The 16,920-nt window shown below is 51.7% G+C and carries 16 protein-coding genes and 3 pseudogenes; 8 read left to right on the top strand and 11 right to left on the bottom strand.

All coding sequences use genetic code 11. The features are described 5' to 3' along the window. Positions 1–10 precede the first annotated feature (10 nt). The 4 genes and pseudogenes from ACM1PF_RS25840 to ACM1PF_RS25855 form a co-directional block, all read right to left on the bottom strand. A pseudogene (locus ACM1PF_RS25840) lies at positions 11–615 on the bottom strand (Tll0287-like domain-containing protein). Between the two features lie 166 nt (positions 616–781). Continuing rightward, entirely contained in the window at positions 782–1,195 is a 414-nt protein-coding gene (locus tag ACM1PF_RS25845; protein WP_416668650.1) for an ArsR/SmtB family transcription factor, read from the bottom strand. Next, positions 1,188–2,491, bottom strand: a pseudogene (locus ACM1PF_RS25850) (NAD(P)/FAD-dependent oxidoreductase). The gene ACM1PF_RS25845 and the pseudogene ACM1PF_RS25850 overlap by 8 nt, the downstream one beginning before the upstream one ends. Positions 2,492–2,720: 229 nt before the next feature. Continuing rightward, on the bottom strand, positions 2,721–3,320 hold the full coding sequence (locus ACM1PF_RS25855; protein ID WP_416676799.1) for a cation transporter: 600 nt from the start codon (positions 3,318–3,320) through the stop codon (positions 2,721–2,723). Between the two features lie 120 nt (positions 3,321–3,440). On the opposite strand from ACM1PF_RS25855, the gene ACM1PF_RS25860 reads away from it, so the two are divergent. The 3 genes from ACM1PF_RS25860 to ACM1PF_RS25870 are packed head-to-tail and all read left to right on the top strand — an operon-like array spanning position 3,441 to position 4,365. Next, positions 3,441–3,662, top strand: a complete 222-nt coding sequence (locus tag ACM1PF_RS25860; RefSeq protein ID WP_416668653.1) for a YgaP family membrane protein — start codon at positions 3,441–3,443, stop codon at positions 3,660–3,662. Between the two features lie 28 nt (positions 3,663–3,690). Beyond that, positions 3,691–4,095 (top strand): DUF302 domain-containing protein, encoded by a 405-nt coding sequence (locus ACM1PF_RS25865; RefSeq protein WP_416668656.1) that lies wholly within the window; start codon positions 3,691–3,693, stop codon positions 4,093–4,095. A 30-nt stretch (positions 4,096–4,125) separates the two neighbouring features. Next, the gene (locus ACM1PF_RS25870; RefSeq protein WP_416668659.1) at positions 4,126–4,365 is read left to right on the top strand and encodes a hypothetical protein; all 240 of its coding nucleotides are present in this window, start codon (positions 4,126–4,128) and stop codon (positions 4,363–4,365) included. 158 nt (positions 4,366–4,523) lie between these two features. Here the strand turns inward: ACM1PF_RS25870 and psbA are convergent, their stop codons facing one another. Next, entirely contained in the window at positions 4,524–5,621 is a 1,098-nt protein-coding gene (gene psbA / locus ACM1PF_RS25875) for a photosystem II q(b) protein (RefSeq protein WP_416668662.1), read from the bottom strand. A gap of 315 nt (positions 5,622–5,936) precedes the next feature. Here psbA and ACM1PF_RS25880 point away from each other — a divergent pair, with 315 nt between their 5' ends. The 3 genes from ACM1PF_RS25880 (at position 5,937) to ACM1PF_RS25890 (ending at position 9,756) form a co-directional block, all read left to right on the top strand. After that, a complete protein-coding gene (locus ACM1PF_RS25880) occupies positions 5,937–8,399 on the top strand; it encodes a sigma 54-interacting transcriptional regulator (protein ID WP_416668665.1) in 2,463 nt (820 codons plus the stop codon). Next, positions 8,396–8,644: a hypothetical protein gene (locus ACM1PF_RS25885; protein WP_416668668.1), complete on the top strand. Its 249-nt coding sequence runs from the start codon at positions 8,396–8,398 to the stop codon at positions 8,642–8,644. Before ACM1PF_RS25880 ends, ACM1PF_RS25885 begins: the two co-directional genes overlap by 4 nt. 161 nt (positions 8,645–8,805) lie before the next feature. Then, on the top strand, positions 8,806–9,756 hold the full coding sequence (locus tag ACM1PF_RS25890; RefSeq protein WP_416668670.1) for a phosphatase PAP2 family protein: 951 nt from the start codon (positions 8,806–8,808) through the stop codon (positions 9,754–9,756). 410 nt (positions 9,757–10,166) lie between these two features. Here ACM1PF_RS25890 and ACM1PF_RS25895 read toward each other — a convergent pair whose 3' ends face one another. From ACM1PF_RS25895 to ACM1PF_RS25910, 4 genes are all read right to left on the bottom strand, one after another. Next, positions 10,167–10,367 carry a hypothetical protein gene (locus ACM1PF_RS25895; RefSeq protein WP_416668673.1) on the bottom strand — a complete coding sequence of 67 codons (201 nt, stop codon included), beginning with the start codon at positions 10,365–10,367 and terminating at the stop codon, positions 10,167–10,169. A 601-nt stretch (positions 10,368–10,968) separates the two neighbouring features. After that, a complete protein-coding gene (locus ACM1PF_RS25900; protein WP_416668675.1) occupies positions 10,969–11,301 on the bottom strand; it encodes a P-II family nitrogen regulator in 333 nt (110 codons plus the stop codon). Between the two features lie 96 nt (positions 11,302–11,397). After that, positions 11,398–12,591, bottom strand: a complete 1,194-nt coding sequence (locus ACM1PF_RS25905) for a sodium-dependent bicarbonate transport family permease (RefSeq protein WP_416668678.1) — start codon at positions 12,589–12,591, stop codon at positions 11,398–11,400. Between the two features lie 321 nt (positions 12,592–12,912). Further along, positions 12,913–13,155 (bottom strand): hypothetical protein, encoded by a 243-nt coding sequence (locus ACM1PF_RS25910; protein WP_416668680.1) that lies wholly within the window; start codon positions 13,153–13,155, stop codon positions 12,913–12,915. Between the two features lie 397 nt (positions 13,156–13,552). Here ACM1PF_RS25910 and ACM1PF_RS25915 point away from each other — a divergent pair, with 397 nt between their 5' ends. Next, positions 13,553–14,419: an alpha/beta fold hydrolase gene (locus tag ACM1PF_RS25915; protein ID WP_416668682.1), complete on the top strand. Its 867-nt coding sequence runs from the start codon at positions 13,553–13,555 to the stop codon at positions 14,417–14,419. A gap of 25 nt (positions 14,420–14,444) precedes the next feature. Here ACM1PF_RS25915 and ACM1PF_RS25920 read toward each other — a convergent pair whose 3' ends face one another. Continuing rightward, positions 14,445–14,714 (bottom strand): hypothetical protein, encoded by a 270-nt coding sequence (locus tag ACM1PF_RS25920; RefSeq protein ID WP_416668685.1) that lies wholly within the window; start codon positions 14,712–14,714, stop codon positions 14,445–14,447. Between the two features lie 264 nt (positions 14,715–14,978). On the opposite strand from ACM1PF_RS25920, the pseudogene ACM1PF_RS25925 reads away from it, so the two are divergent. Continuing rightward, positions 14,979–16,183, top strand: a pseudogene (locus ACM1PF_RS25925) (glutathione S-transferase family protein). 52 nt (positions 16,184–16,235) lie between these two features. Here ACM1PF_RS25925 and ACM1PF_RS25930 read toward each other — a convergent pair. Continuing rightward, complete coding sequence (locus ACM1PF_RS25930; protein ID WP_416676800.1) at positions 16,236–16,745, bottom strand: hypothetical protein; 510 nt, start codon at positions 16,743–16,745, stop codon at positions 16,236–16,238. Positions 16,746–16,920 lie beyond the last annotated feature (175 nt).

Raw genomic sequence — 16,920 nt, forward strand, 5'->3', positions numbered from 1 at the left:
CTCTACTAACTTATTCGCTCAGTGCCTTCTGTAGTGCGTCCCGCACATCGGGAATAAATACGGCATACATTCCTCGCAAATCTCCCACATGAAAGTCATAGGCAAGATCCTGGGGATAGTTCTCCTGGACAAATTGGGGGCGATTGTTTTTCAGCCCATGACAAGCCAAACAGCTCGCTTCCACATTAATCCGGCGGTAGTACCGGGTTCCTTCCTGTCCATCTAGCGTTTCCCGATCCCAAAAGCCGATCAGCTCAGGGTTTTGTTCAAAGCGCGCTAGGGCAAGCTTGGATCGCAAATTGTCAGGGGCGTGGCCGGATTGCGATACTTACTGGCAATTTGTTTGACCTGCCAGTGGTTCTCCTGGCTTAATTGCATTGCCTGCATCCCAACGGGTTTACAGACTTCCTTCATGGTTTGCATAGTGGCTTCTTCCGTCCGTCCTTCCAGCGTAGAAGCTAACCCCGATCGCAAACTGTCCAAACCCTCAATTTCCTGAACCGCTTTTGCCAGGGCTGCTGGATCGGTTTGAGCTGAGGCTAGCAAAGGGTTACAGAGAACCAAAACGATCGCCAAACTGATTCCCAAAATAATTCGATAAATGTGAGTTAACATGTCCTGATTCCATCCAGATATGACTCCAACCATGTTTGAGCAGACATTCTTGTAGGGTAGGCATCACCCACCGCAATTCAATCGATAAAACTACAAAATTTGGGTGGACATTGCCTACCCTACGAAATCTTGGACTCTAACCGTTCCTTTGTGTGTTTCTGTTCGATTACTGATGAGCCAGTCCTTCCCGCAGGTTACGGCAAACGGTCATCAGGGCAGTATCAATCAAGCGGTAATAGCGAAAAATTCCTTCTCGACGGCAGGTGACAATCCCCGTTGTTCTGAGTAACTGCAAATGCTTAGAAACGTTCGCCTGATGTAATCCAGTTTGGGCGCAAATTTCTTGAACATTGCGTTCTCCTTCAGACAAGGTCGTGAGAATCCTGAGCCGAGCGGGTTCCCCTAAAAGCTTGAAGCGATCGGCCAGTTGTTCAAATTCATCGCTATGGATGCTAGCGGGTGTGGGCTTGCCTCGATTGTGATGATCACCATCAATGTTGTGGGTCATTGCATCAGGGTTCCATTCATTCAGCGTTCCATTCCTGCCGTGGCACGATGGAGCAACCTCTAAATCAGGCATTGGCAGGGGTATGCTGTTTAGGAACAGGTACTGGCTTCACCAAATCCACACCAAAGATTGCCTTCAGTCCCAACCGTTCAAACCAGGGGACGGCAGCCCCTCGGCGCATCTTGGTCATAAAGTATTGTTCAAAGGCTGTTTTAGCCCAGACGACCCATTTCCCTTGCACCGCATAGGCACAGCGGCGTTCCTGGGTGACCGGATCGGGAAGGACGGGGGCGGCGACGTAGAGAATGCCGGTATCGCCAAACTCAGCAAAGCAAATGGCTTCCAGAGTCGGTAGCTTTAAGGGTGCTTCGATCGCCCCTAATTCAACTGCAATATTGTGAGCAACGGCCATTCCCATTGCTTCCGTCATTTGACCACTCTTGGGCAAGCCGATCGGCACCCGAGGTTTGTCGGGCTGGGCTAAACTGACGCTAACTCCCAACCCATAGATTTCTGGAAACAGGGGATGTTGCTGAGTCGGCAAGATGGGGACAAAACCCTTGTCGTCGCCCAATCCAGGAGCATCCAGAATAAACTTCACGCCTCGGAAGGCAGGCAGGATCATTGCGTACTGATGGGGTAGTTTCTGGCCATCATCCAGGGTGATGGTGTTGGCATCGATCGCAGTAATGGCAGCATTATCGATTACATTCACCCCCTTTTTGTGTAGTAGGGCCTGCGTCAGCTCTTTGGCATTCGTCACGCCTCCCACCCCCAGATGACCAGCATAGGGTTCAGGAGTCACCAGCGTCAGCGATACCCGATCGCGTAGCCCTTTACGGCGAAGAATCCAATCTGCCATCAATACAAACTCATAGGCAGGGCCAAAACAACCCGCTCCCGGTGCAGCACCGACCACCAGTGGGCCTGGATTGTCCAGGAACCGCAGCCATGCTTCTCGGGCTTCCTGGGCGTGGGGAGCAGAGCAGATGGAGTGGGTATAGCCGCCGTGGGGCCTAATCCTGGCACGCGATCGAAAGCAAACCCCGGACCCGTTGCAATCGCCACATAGTCGTAGTCGATCGTTTGACCACTCTCAACGGTGATTTGCCGGGCTTGAGGGTCAAGGGCGGTCACTTTACTATTGACCAGTTCCAACCCGTGTTGTTGAACCAGAGGACTCAACTCAAGCTGGAAATGCTCTAAGGGATCCAGATCTAACGCCACGCGCACCAGACCGGGAATAAAGGTGAATTTAGGTTGTTCCGAGATTAGCGTGACGGTATGTTGGGACGGCAGCAGATGCCGTAACTCATACGCAGCGGGCAATCCTCCTAACCCTGCACCGATAACAACAACATTTGCCATTGTTCATTTAACTCCTGTATTGAATGAAACCTGCGTTGGGATCAGGAATCTAGTGGATGAAACAGAAAAATTAACTTAGTAAAACGGTTTAGCCGGGAAAGCAGTGTCTCCCTTCACTTTTCGCTGGTTTTATTTAAGCCTTGTGACATATATAACCATATAGCAATATAAAAATCAAGCTGAGTTTGTGAAGTTTTACGATGTTAGGGTTGATCGGGCGAGTGGGACTTCAATCGGCCCGTTCCCGTCGAGCATCGCAAATAATGTCAATCCCCCCATGCAGAACCAGTAGGGCGATCGCCACGCCAATCATTAAGTCAGGTAAACGGGATTGAAACACACTGACGAGAAATCCAGCCAGAATGACACCCAAATTGGCAATTACATCGTTTCTAGAAAAAATCCAACTGGCACGCATGTGGACTTCACCCCGACGGTGTTTGGCAATCAACGCCAGGCAGTACAGGTTTGCCAGCAGGGCGAGAAAGCCAATGCTCACCATCCAGCCCGGTTCTGGTTCACTGCCTACGAAGAACCGTCGAATCACATCCCCTAAAACTAAACCCGCTAAAGCAATTTGAAAGAACCCACTGATGAATGCAGCCCGCACTTTGTTAGATTTGCTGTTTCCAACAGCAGATAGCCCAATTCCGTAGACCACCGCATCCGCAAGCATATCCAGGGAGTCTGCAACCAGTGCTATTGAACCGGCAAACAGCCCAATTCCCAGTTCAATCACAAACATGATGCCGTTGACTACGAGCAACTGACGTAATGTCCTGCGCTCTTCTTGTCCTTTGGCTTCCAATTCGCAACCGCAATCTGCCATGCTACTGCCCCAAATCTTAATCGTACCCACGGTTTGAGAAATGGTTCACCCTTGTTTCTGATTCTAAATATGACTATATGGTTATGCTACTATGTAAAAGTTGAGAAAGAGAAATTTGCCATGATCGCTAACATGGGTTTGTTCGATCGCCTGATTCGGCTGCTGCTGGCGGCTGTGTTGCTCTATTTGGGGCTGGTTTTCTATGCCCAAACAGCTCTGGGAATTGGCTTGGCGATCGTTGCCCTGATTCCCCTGCTGACCGCAGTGGTTGGAGTGTGCCCGCTCTATCGCTTGCTGGGCATTCGTACCTGTTCGATTAAAAATTCTTCCTCCAATTTGTAGCACTCGATCTCTATCCAATTTGACCTTTATGTATCACTTCAGCAAAATTGTAAACTGCTCCTTTGATGAGGCGATCGCCCAGGTAACGGAATCCCTCCAGGAGGAAGGGATGGGCGTATTAACGGAAATCGACGTTCAGGCAACGCTCAAAAAGAAGATCGGCGTGGATTTCCACAGGTACAAAATTTTGGGAGCTTGCCATCCGCAGGTGGCGTATCAAATGCTCCAAACCGATGACAAAGCCGGTGTTTTTTATCCGTGCAATGTGGTTGTCCAGGAACACGAAGATGGTCGTGTTGAAGTGTCGGCGGTTGATCCACTGGCCATGTTTTTAATGATTCACGATCCGAGAGCCAAGGAAATTGCCCTAGATGCCAGTCAGAAAGTCCAGCGAGTCATCGATCGCCTTGGTGCAGCTCAAGCCGTTGCCTAAGTCGCCTCAAGTCGTTTCCAGCACAATACCATGTCTTTTCTGATTCCTTTGGCCATCGCTCTGGTGGCTATCTATATTCAATATCAAACTCAGGAAGAAATTGTTGCCATTTTCTCGATTGTGATTGCGATCGTTTGTTTCTTCCTGAGCCTGGTTTTGGCTCCCTGGATGGTGCAAATTTTGATTCTGGTGGCTGGATTAGGAGGGATGCGCTATTTTTGTCGTTCCCATTCCTGTCAGGATGCGGCTGGGAAAGAACCTGATGTCTAATTCGGATGGGGGATTGAATCACTGGTGCGATCGGTTAGCTGGTTAGACTGGGCGGGTAAGATGCCCACCCCACACGCAGGGGCGCACTGCTGTGCGCCCCATAACCCTATACGCCTCTATATGTTCCTATACGCCCTACACCACCTGAGACAAGGGATTCAACCAGAACCGATCGTGGGAGCCGTCACGCTCACCGGAACCGCATTACCTCCGGCTAACACTTGGGGGAAGTGATGGGTATTTGGAGCATGCATCACCTGAATCCCCAGCGTAGCCCGGTTCAGCAGGTCGGCATCGGTGGGAATCACGTGACCCTGGCTATCCAGAATCGAATGGTTGAAGTTGAAGCCATTCAGGTTGAACGCCATGACCCCAACGCCCACAGCGGCTGACCAGATGCCGATCGTTGGTAATGCTGCCATGAGGAAGTGAATGACTCGGCTATTGCGGAATGCCAACGGCGGAATCAGTAGTCGTCCTAAATAGCCAACATGACCTGCCATCAGGTTATACGTGGTTTCCTGTTGCCCAAAGCGATAGCCTATATTCACCGACTCCAGTTCAGAGGTTTCCTGAATCAGGCTGGCTGTTACCAGAGAACCGTGGGTTGCGCTCAACAGTGCGCCGCTAAAGATCCCAGCCACCCCAATCATGTGCAACGGATGCATCAAAATATTGTGACTCGCCTGGAAGGCAAACATGAAGTGGAACGTGCCTGAAATGCCCAGGGGTAAACCTTCGGAGAAGCTACCCTGACCGATCGGGTAAATGAGCAGAACGGCAAATGCGGCGGCCACGGGAGCCGAAAACGCGGCGGCAATCCAGGGACGCATTCCCAGACGATAGCTTAACTCCCACTGCCGGCCCAGGTAAGCCACAATCCCCAGCAAAAAGTGCAGCACAATGAGCTGATAGGGGCCACCGTTGTAGAGCCATTCATCCACGGATGCCGCTGCCCAGATGGGATAGAAATGGAGTCCGATCGCCGCCGAGGTGGGAATCACTGCGGCTGTAATTAAATTATTACCGCTGAGTAAAGCACCCTGAATCGGTTCACGAACGCCTTCCATATCAACAGGTGGAGCCGTAATAAATGCCAGCAGGAAAACGATCGTTGCGACGAACAGAGTCGGAATCATCAGCACACCGAACCAGCCAATGTATAGCCGCCGATCCGTACTGGTGATCCAATTACAGAACCGATCCCAGATTCTGAAGATATCCAGGGACGGTCGTTGTTTAACGGAAATAGTCATGATAAAGCCTCCTGAAATAAGGAGAGATGCATGATTTGCCAGAGTACTACGGGGAGAAAAATGCAGAGGAACCCGATCGCACTCTAGGGGCATCGCCTTTCAGTTAGATCAAACCTTTAGAAGGTTCTACGAAAATTGTAGAACGATACTTCATCGTCAGACAGTTATTTAATGATTATTTAGGGGATGATGACAATCCTTGAAGCAACGGCTTCTGTGAAGGAATGCGAATGGAAAGCGGCACTTCCTGAGGCTCTGGGTATGATCAAAGCAACCACACTGGCCATAGGATGTTGATGCAATAAGGGCGGCCCTATGAACCTCGAAATGACCTCTACTGCACCGCTTTCGCCTCCGTCGATCGGGGATTCAGAGCCGTCGTTACCGCTGGGCATTGCGGTTGGTCATGCCGTGACGAGGGATGAGTCGTCGATCGCAGAATGCAAAAATTGGTTAAGTTTACATCCGGTTTTGGGACAGTTGCCCGTCGCTACCGTACAGTCGATCGCCCAGTCGCTCATCGGTTTCCAGGTGGCAGCCCAAACCCTGATCTACCAGGCAGGACAGCAACCCGTTGGACTGTATCTGCTGCGGCAGGGAACCGTGGAAATTTTCCGCCAGTCGCTCATCGGCAATTCTCTGATCGCTCATCGGCACCAGGGAGATTTGTTTGGCTATACGCTGATGGGTCATTCCGTGGAGGCGGTGTATCAAACCAGTGCGATCGCCCTGACGGCCAGTGAAATCTGGTTTTTACCCCAGACAGCGCTTCAGGCTCTGGTGGCGCAATATCCCTCTGTGCAGCAGCTCATTCACTCGTTGGTGACCCAGGATCTCAATCATTACGCTGCCCGCATTGCCTGGGAGGAGATTCGGCTTCAGGGCTTGCAGGCTTACATCCAATCCGTGCCAGGGGAATCTGGCATTCTGGGGCATAGTAAAGCGGCTCAAAAACTGGCAGAACAGGTCAAGCAAGCGGCAGGAAATCTGAATCCTGTGGTGGTTCAGGCGCAGTCGGGTACGGGTAAAACCTTCCTGGCGGGTTTGATCCATGCTCGATCGGTGCTGGCGGCTCAACCGTTTGCTGAACTGGATTGTGCCGATTTGCCCCGTACCCCTGAAGGCGGCTTAAACACGGATGCTTTGTTTGGTCGAGAGGGACAGAAACCCGGCATTCTGGAACTGCTGGAGCGGGGAACCCTGCTGCTGGATAATGTGCAGGCGTTGAGCCAGGCCGATCGCACTCGCTTAATTCATTACCTGAAAACGGGCTTGATTTTGCCGAATCATGGTGTGGTGAATCCCTCCCATCTGGCAACGGAACCACCCCAACCGCTTCGATCGTCAGTTCGTCTGATTCTGGCATCGCCGCAAAAACTCGAGCTTTCAGAGGTGGAGGCGATCGCCATCAAGCTGTTTACCCTGCCGCAACGCAAGTCGGATATTCCAGAGTTTGCCCGTTTCTTCTTGCAGCAGTTTTGTCATGAGCAAAACCGGACGGTGCTTCAGTTAGATCAAGCGGATTTGCGTCGCCTGCTGAGCTACGACTATCCTGGCAACCTGGCGGAACTGGCGGAGATTTTGCATCGAGCGGTGATCATGACACCCCCAGACCATACGGTCATTGCGGAACAGGTGCTGTGGTCGGTGCAGTCTACGAAGAATGCCTTTCGGCTGGATTTGTTGACCCATGTGCCTGGGTTGCGGCAGGTATTGCTGAGTCGCTGGTATCCAGAAGGGATTTGGGCGGTGATGATGGCGGTGTTTGTGCCGATTACGATATTGGGCTTCATCGGCCCTCAGGATCGCGGCAGCAGTGTCACCCTGAATCTGTTTTGGGCATGGTGGTGGCCGGGGTATTTGTTTTTGTTTGCCTTTGTGGGGCGGCTCTGGTGTGCTGTTTGTCCGTTTATGATCACGGCGGAAGGGCTGCGGCGGTTGTCCCTCTGGCTCTGGCCGCGACGGCAATTGCCCTGGAATCCGCAATGGCTGAACCGTTGGGGAGCCTGGATTTTGTTTGCGGGCTTTGTTGCCATTTATCTGTGGGAAAAACTCTGGGATTTGCCGCACCATGCCTATCTTTCTGCCTGGCTCCTGTTGACGATTACGGCTGGGGCCGTGATATTCAGCCTGATTTATGAACGGCGATTGTGGTGTCGGTATCTCTGCCCGATCGGCGGCATGAACGGCCTGTTTGCCAAATTGTCGATGATTGAATTGCGATCGACCCAGCAGGTTTGTGGCAGTCAATGTCAGACGTTTGGCTGTTATAAGGGCAGTGCTGCAACGCCAATCACCTTTGCCGATGCACTCCCCACGGAAGGGCAGGCCAGTGAAGGATGTCCCCTCTATTCCCATCCAGCGCAACTGCAAGACAACCGGGATTGTATGCTGTGCATGACCTGTCTGAAAACCTGTCCCAACCGATCGGCGCAGTTAAATCTACGCTTCCCTGCTTCCGATCTATTGGACAATCATCGGGGCTTTTGGGCAGAGGTTGCCCTGCTTTTGCTGTTGTTTGGTGGGGTGTTTATGCACCATGCCGACAAAATCTTGGGATGGTTAGGGTTGGGTGCGCTTCCGGTGGATGCCGACCATCTGCGGGTCAGTGTGCCGATCGCCCTGATGCTCTTGAGTATTCCGGCTGTCTTGACCTATTTCACCCATGCGATCGCCCGCCTGCTTGATCCAGCCCAACCCAACTATCTCAAGGTCATCTACGCCTATCTACCTTTTGCCCTCGCGGCCAATTTGCCCACTACATCCCGGCTGCTATGACCGAAGCGGGAGAAATTTTGCCTGTGCTGGCGCAGACGATCGGCTGGAGGGGTGCAGGATTGCCGACCCTGACCTGGAGTTTAGATGTGGCCCAATTTCTGCAAGGGGTAACGCTGTTATCTGCGCTGGCATTTAGCCCCTATCCCCTTTTGCGCATCACGAAGCGATCCTTTTGCCACAATCTGCCCCATCTGTTCCTCATGTTGGGTTTTACGGCGTTCTTGTTTAAATTAATGATTGGGTAGCAGCGAAGCATTAGTAACCAAACGACTGGCTTGAAACAAAAGTTTTCTATGCAAATGCTTTGTTCCTAATGTTCGATCGTGCAGGTAAAACGGTGTGATTTTATTCATGGTTTGCCACCGTAATCATTTGTAGCAGGCAAAAGCTCCAATGGGATAGATGTATGGATGGACTTTGGGATATCAATCTCCCCCTAACTGAGGTGATGCAGTCACTGGGCTGGCTGGAGTTACCGATGCGGGTCATTACCTGGCTGGGATCGGAACTGTTCTTTTTACTATTCGTTGCGCTGGTGTATTGGTGTGTCAATTCACGGTTAGGAATTCAGATTGCCCTGATCTTATTACTCAGCACCAGCCTGAACAGTGTACTGAAGCTAACCTTTGCCAGTCCACGTCCCATTTGGTTCATGACTCCAGTGGAGGGAAGTGTGGCAGCAGCCTCCTTTGGGTTGCCCTCTGCCCATGCGCAAAATGCAGTCGCAGTGTGGGGGCTGATTGCCCAGCGGCAGCGGTATTTATGGATCAAGATTCTGGCGTTACTGTTGATGGTGCTGATTGGTCTCTCTCGCCTGTACCTCAATGTTCATTTTTTCATCGATATTCTGACTGGCTGGATGGTCGGCGGGGTGGTTCTCCTGCTGTTCGATCGCTATTCTCAACCTGTAGCGCAATGGTTTCAACGATATTCGTTCAAGCAGCAGACAGCGATCGCCTTTTTGGTTTCTCTGCTTTTGCTACTTCCCAGTCTTCTGGTTGTCCAAATTCGAGCCATCTGGCAAGTTCCCCTACCCTGGATGGAAACGCTCCAGCAAGCTAGTCCCGCAGCCTCACCGCCACCTTTTTCGCTGGAAGTGCCAGTGTCCGTTGCGGGAACCTGGTTTGGCTTTGTGACGGGGATACAATGGCTCTCGAACCGGCAACCGTTGGAGTTGAAAGGCAAACGACAACCCCGATTGCGTTACCTGATCGGAATTAGCGTGACTGTGGTGATTTGGGCTGGTCTGGCTGCTTTATTTCCCGATGGCCAAACCCCGATCGCCTATGGCTTACGCTATTTACGTTACGCTCTGGTGGGTGGATGGATTGCGGTAGGTACACCTGGCAGACCTTGACAGAGTCGCGCCACGGCTGAACTCCGTGACGTAGGAGCATGGATTAAATAACCTGTGCAACGTTTTACTCTGCTGACTGGGCGGGCAAGACTTCGGCTTGGCTCAGTCGAAACGCTGCCCACCCCACAAGAGTTCCAGTTTATTAAATTTGCATTCCTTAGGAGGGATCTGTAGAAGCTTTCAAAGGGGTGTATCCCAATTTTGCATTGACATTACGACTATCTCCCTGGCAGGCAAGATGCTGGCGCTACGGAAATCGCTCCATTTGCATCAATGGGATGCTTCCGAACAAATTTATCCGTTTGTAAGGGCGCACCGCTGTGCGCCCCTACGGGTTGTTGGGGTTGTTGGGGTTGTTGGGGTGAAATTGATTTTGTGGCTAATTCGCCTGTTTCCCTTTTTCTGCCTCCTTACCTGACCAACACCGTCATGTATTTCCCGGTGGCAAAGGGAGCGGGAATGATTGGGGTGAACTGAACTCGATCGGTGGCAATGCGGCGAACGTAAAATTCATTCATGGTGAAAATCACCTGATCTCGCGTACCGATAATCCAAACCTGTACCCGTTCGTCTTGGGCGACGGGCAGCAGTTCATTGAACTCTGAAGACATATTCTGTTCCTCGCTGATGGGTTTAGGAAGAAAAGCTTAAGGTGTGGGGGAAGAGGGTTTCAGAGAAACAACCCCCCAAGCGTCGTCATGCATCAGCGAGACTGCCGATCGCAGACACAATGATCTACAATCAAACAGCCTTGCCCTCTGCTGGTTTCAGAGTGCCAGGTTAGCTGGTTAGGGTCGTTGGTCGCTTCCCTAATCAGCGTTACACCTCACCTTAAGCGGGTTTGAGTGGACTGGCTCGTTCGGGTGAAAAAACCAGTATCGCAACAGCATAAAGGATACGCGCTCACAATACAAGCGTATCCAGATACTTTTTGGTTGATTGGTTCAAAACCGAGTCGAGAGGGGCAGAAACTTGACTGTCTGGAACAGAACCGCCGCCCAGTCAAAGCCGATCGCCAGGAATGCAAATTGAATCACCTGAAATTCTTGTGGGGTGGGCATCTTGCCCGCCCAGTCAAAGCAGCAGAACGGTGACAGGCGATTTAATCAATGATCCTGAGGAACTGCAACTGGAACCCCAGCCCTATAGGCAAGAACGGCTACTAAAAAAACCGGGGTTATGCCCCGGCTTTCAGGTCTGCGTCGTTTGGATTCAACAACCGTCTGGCCCGCAGAAAGTATGCGCGTACAGTACCTCCGCATCACAGATATAGGCAATGCCGGCATAGTCGTTGAAAAACTTCATTGCGATCTGATCCGCAATATTCTCGGCCATATCCCGATTCGGGGTGAGCACCTCAAACTTGATGTTCCCGTGGGTGTCGGAAACGTTGGGTTGTCCTGACGATCGCACATTGCGACTGCCTTTACCGCCAGTTTCCACCACCGTATAACCCGTCGCCCCAGAGTCATCAATGATATGGGCGATCTTTTTCAGCAAAATCTTTTCCGTAACGATGACGAGCTTTTTGGCTGGCTTAGCCATGTTGGTACCTCCTGACCTACGTAGATTGATCTTATATATTGAGTTGCAGTGGTCTACTGGGGCAAGGGAGCACCGGCAGACCATACCCGTCTGGAATCAGCCGCCCATCAGCGTCTGGGCAAGCCCAACGAAGAGTGGAATGCACAAGGCGATCGCAACTGGTGTACCGATGGCTGTGGATGCGCCGATGTAGGCAGAGGGATTGGCGGAGGGGATACCGGCTCGTAAAGTGGGCGGCCCTGAAATGTCTGAGCTGGAGGCAGCAATAACCGCCAGAAGCGCGACACCGCCAGCACTGAACCCTGTAACGTAGTGGGCAATCATGCCGAGACCGAAGGCGATAAACCCATGCAGAAATGGAGCTACAAAAGCATACAGAGCGTACCACTGAGCCACCTTGCGCAACTCGCCCAATCTTGCCCAGGCCTCCATACCCATGATCAACATCAGGATCGACAGCAGACCGCGGAAGAGGGGATCGTAGAAGCTTTCGTAGACACTTTCCGGTCGGGTTACAATGCCCAGAGCAAGACCCAACAATAGTGCTGATAGGGCAGATCCCTGGAGGCTTTCCTGCACAATGGGCCAGATCCTGACGCGATCGTCTGAAGCACCGCGCTTCTGGCTGAGATACTCCTGCCGGGTTGTGGGATACTCCGGCTCGCTGGGAGCCCCACCTGCGGTACTGGCAGCCCCCCCTGCGGTACTGAAAGACGCGCCTGCGGTACTGAAAGATGCACTTGCAACACTGGGAGCCCCTGCGGTACTGAAAGACGCGCCTGCAACACTAGAGTACTTGTCGCGCTTCTTGTTGGTATAAATGCTGGCCACGACGATCGCCGTCACGAGTGCCGAGATGTCCATGAAGGGATACAGGGCACCGGCCCAGGCCTCGAATTCCATGCCCTGCCCTTCCAGCATGGTGATGCCAGCGACCATCGTAGAACCACTCACGGCACCGAACAAGCCTGCGGTCGCAAGGGCATCCACGACTCTGATGCCCGGCAGCTTGGCAAACGTATAGCGACCGATGAACACAATCAGAATCCCCGTTACCACAGCGAACAGCGCGGGCAACAGCATCTCCGCCAGACTCGCATTGCGAATGGCCATGCCGCCAGTCAGTCCGACTTTGATCAGCAGCATGAAAACAATGAACTTATAAATTGCATCCGGAATTTGCAGTTGGCTACCGAGGGCAGCAATGACGATACCACCCATCAGAAAGCCGAGGGTCGGCGACTGCAACTGAGATCCGAATCTCGTCAAGAAATCAAACAAGAAATCCACGAATACCTCCTTCCGCCGCCTCCAACGAGGAGCGATGATTGTGACAAGTGAACTTTTAAAGAGTTGAAGAACGTAAGGGTGAAATGGTTCACCCCTACAAAACAGGGGTTACGCGAGGGCCTGTCGATTGGGTGTTCAGAGATGGACGCTCTATCAAATGGGACTGGAAGGGTCGCTGTCCCGCACCACTCTTCATAGAGTTTTGTCTATCAAGAACTGAATCTCTATGTAGTTAAGTCTATACTTGAAATGGTCGGATTTTTGCACTCGCTAACCTGAATTTGCAACGCAATGTCAAATTCGGGACATAAGTTTTTCTTTTCAATCCACTTGCAAGGCAGGAGGCTCTGTCGGTGGGGTGGGTTCTAAGGGGGGACTGTAGCGAGCGGCGTTAACCCAAATGACTGCAAGCAGTAAACCAACACCGCAACCGATCAAGAAAATCCAACCGTGGGAGGGTTCTAAAACCCAGAGCAAGCGGCGATTACCGCCATACACCTGCACGACCCACCCCTCATCCGTATTCAATTTTGGCTGTGACTGCCTCGATTCAAACTGATTCATGATTTTCGCTCCATGCTGATTGTGTGTATCACTTACAGTCCGCTTGCCCGTATCGCGCGGCACACCTGTCGAAAATCCCTCATGTGATGTGCGTAGCGGCTTCAGAACAGTGATTGTGTCTTTAAGCTGCTTTTGCTGAATTTATAGATACAAATCTATGCTTCAAGCAAACACCATGTATTTAAGTTTATGCAATGTCTGGCTAATCAGCAGCATTTTTTACAACCTATCGCCTCAAACTTACCGAACTTTTTAATAAGCAGAACTTATAATTATGGAGGTACTGTAGGCGCACAAGTTTTGACTCACCACTCCTCAGTGGTGTAGAAAACATTCATTGCATCGGTTAGGGTTCCAATGCTTCGCCCGTACAGTCCATGCCTGAGCCTAGGGTTTTATGAGTGTAAGTGAGACATTCCTGAAGCAGATCTCCGCCCAACCGCGATCGCTGACATTACCTGACCTGGAACTCTTTTATTGGGAGTGGGATCAGGGGCAGGAGCCATTGCTGTTGTTGCATGGCATGGCGGATCACAGCCTGGTCTGGGCTGGATTGGGGGAAGCTTTAAAAGATCGCTACCACATTCTGGCTCCTGATCTGCGGGGGCATGGCAATAGTGGCAAGCCAGGGAGGGGGTATCGCTGTGCTGATATTATTGCTGATCTGGAAGCGTTGATGGCCGATCGCGGTTGGTCATCGGCCCATGTCGTGGCGCATTCCTGGTCGGCGAAAGTGGCAGCGGTTTGGGCCACTCAGCATCCTGAGATGATTCGGAGTTTAATCCTGATCGATCCCTTTTTCATCAACGCCATTCCCCGTTGGTTAACCTTCACCTTCCCGCTGTTGTACCGCACCCTCCCCTTCCTCAAGATGCTTGGCCCATTTGCTACCTATGCCCAGGCAGAACAACAGGCCCGCCAACTCAAACAGTTTCGCGGTTGGAGTGAATGGCAGCAAGCGGTATTTGAACAGGGCATGGAACAGAAGCCAGATGGCACCTGGGGCAGTAAGTTTGTGGTGCAAGCCAGGGATGAAATCTTTGCGGATGTCATGGTGGTGGCCGGACTCACTACCCCGATCGCCATTCCGACGCTGTTTATTCAGCCAGAGCAGGGATTGAATCGAACGGCATGGCAGCTCAAGCCCTATCAAACCTACCTGCAAAATCTCACCCTGGTTCAGGTTCCGGGCCATCACTGGTGCTTCCTGGTGGAACCGATCGCATTTCAGCAGGCTGTGGCTAAATTTTTAGAGGCTCAATGAAGCAACCTGCTGTAAGAATAACCATCTACCAGCAATACAGCGTTTTTCCAGCTCGTTCAATCAGAATGGTTTGGATGGAAGACTTGAGGCGGGCGATCGTCCTGCGTAGTTGGCACTGCCCTTCGTCAAACTTCCAGGTGGTGGCGTAGTCCTTGCAGTTAATCACCAGGGTATCGGTGGTGGCAAAGGCATAGATGATGCCCTCTCCCTCCAGTTCGCTGAGGGTGAGGATTTGCTGCCCCGCCAATTGCGCAGCGGTTACTTGTTCTAAAAGAATTTCTGCGATCGGATTCATATTAAACCTCTTTGCATAACAAAATTTGCCCTTCCCATAAAACTGGAGAAGGTGATAAAGGCAGGCACAGCAAAAACGGCTCGGATGAATGTTGCGATCCAGGCACTTGCTGAAGCCTGACGGATAATTCAAACGAAAAGAAAGAAAAATCTCGATTCATTCTGTATTCTATTTGACAGAAATTTGAAAATTGGCAAATCTTGGGAAAACTTAAAATAAGGCGTTGTAAGCTAGCGGTGTAGGCTAATTGTGACTGAAGACGCTATGACCCTTGCTCCCCTCAGTTGGGCAGAACTCGAAGCCCTGACGGACTTTCAAATCGATCCCGTCAATGGTGACACCAATGCTCAAGCTCGATTACGCCTCTTTGGTTACAGTGAATCGGAGGTGCGCGTTACCCTCTACCGCGATAACCACGCCTGGTGTCCCTACTGTCAGAAGGTCTGGCTCTGGCTGGAGGAGAAACAAATCCCCTACCGGATTGAGAAAGTGACGATGTTTTGCTACGGGGAGAAGGAACGCTGGTACAAACAGAAGGTGCCATCGGGAATGCTGCCTGCCCTGGAGCTAGATGGACGGCTGATTACCGAAAGTGATGATATTTTGCTGGCCCTGGAACAGGTCTTCGGGCCGTTGAACCAGGGAATGACCGATCCCCAGGTGATGCCCCTGCGACGGCTGGAACGGCTCCTCTTTCGCGCTTGGTGCAATTGGCTGTGCTATCCCACCTCGTCCTCTCGCCAGGAACAGCAAAACCGATCGCAGTTTATTGAAGTGGTGAGCAAAGTTGAATCTGCCCTCGCCAGCACACCCGGCCCCTACTTCCTGGAGCAGTTTGGCACGGCGGATGTCATCTTCACCCCCTACGTGGAACGGATGAATGCCAGTCTGTACTACTACAAGGGCTACTCCTTGCGGGAAGAAAATCCGCACCTGAGAGACTGGTTTGATGCCATGGAAAGCCGATCGACCTATCGCGGCACTCAGAGCGACTTTCATACCCATGCCCATGATCTCCCCCCCAGATGGGCGGCTGCTGGGAAAACGGTGAACCGCAAATGCAGATCAACAAACATCGCGTCGATCATGGCCCCTGGTTTGGCCTACCTGATGTGACCTATCCAGAGCCAGAAAACTCCCGCCAGGAAGCCCTCCAGCGGGTGATCAAACATCGGGCCAACATGATTCGCGTGAATCCAGCGGACGATCGGTTATTTGATCAAGCCTTACGATGTGCCCTGACGTTCATGATGACGGGTGAACCCTGTACGCCTCCCACAGGTTCTGATTCGGCATTGCGATACTTGCGCGATCGGATTAACGTTCCCCGCGATATGTCAATTTATGCCGCTAAACGATTCAGGGCAGCCCTGGAGCAAACGGCAGCCCTTGTGGGGGATGGACAGGGAACGCCGATTCCTCTGCGGCATCGACGCGATCAAGATCCAGCGAATTTTGCCAGGCAATAGTCAAATCGAGCCTGGGCGGGCAAGATGTCCACCCCACAAGAATTTCAGGTGCTTAAATTGCATTCCTGACTGTTCCCTGAGATGTTTCAGCTTTGAATGGTTGCAGTACCGAGTCCGCTCGCTGAGTCAGTTCTGCTGTACCTCGCACAACAATGAGATACTTGCCGGATTCAAGCTGCTGACGATAGGGCAGTAAATCACTCCTTCCTGCCGTCAAGGGAACGCCCTGACCAAATACATAGGCTCCCCAGCCACCAGCGATCGAGGCCAGTAAGCCACCCAGGATGTGATTACCAAACCCGCCCAGGGCTGGAACCAGTTCAATGCCAGTCAGGGCATTAAATGCGAATCCGGCAACAAATCCAAATAGAACAATCCAGGAAAAGCGAATTTGTCCGGTGGGAATGGGTTGGTTAGGGTCGAGCAAATCATACGCCTCTGCGCTTTTGTAGCCATGGCCCAAAATATCAATTTGCGTATTGGGTAGTGCTGCTTGTTCCAGGGCAGCATAGGCGGATTCGGCCTGAGTTCGATCGGGTAAAACAGCAATTAAATAACGCATCATTCCACCTCAGTTGGTTAACACAACGAACGAATCAGGAGCACGATTGCGATCGAAACCTTCACGCATTCCCACCTCATCCTAGAGAGCCAGTTCATTCCTCTCTTCCTGCTAACGAGGGGTTTTATTAATTGCTTTACCGTTTTATGACTATTTAGTTATATTAGTAATGTTA

The sequence above is a fragment of the Egbenema bharatensis FJBBOT/2019 genome (genome assembly GCF_048077055.1).
Lineage (GTDB): Bacteria > Cyanobacteriota > Cyanobacteriia > Elainellales > Elainellaceae > Egbenema > Egbenema bharatensis.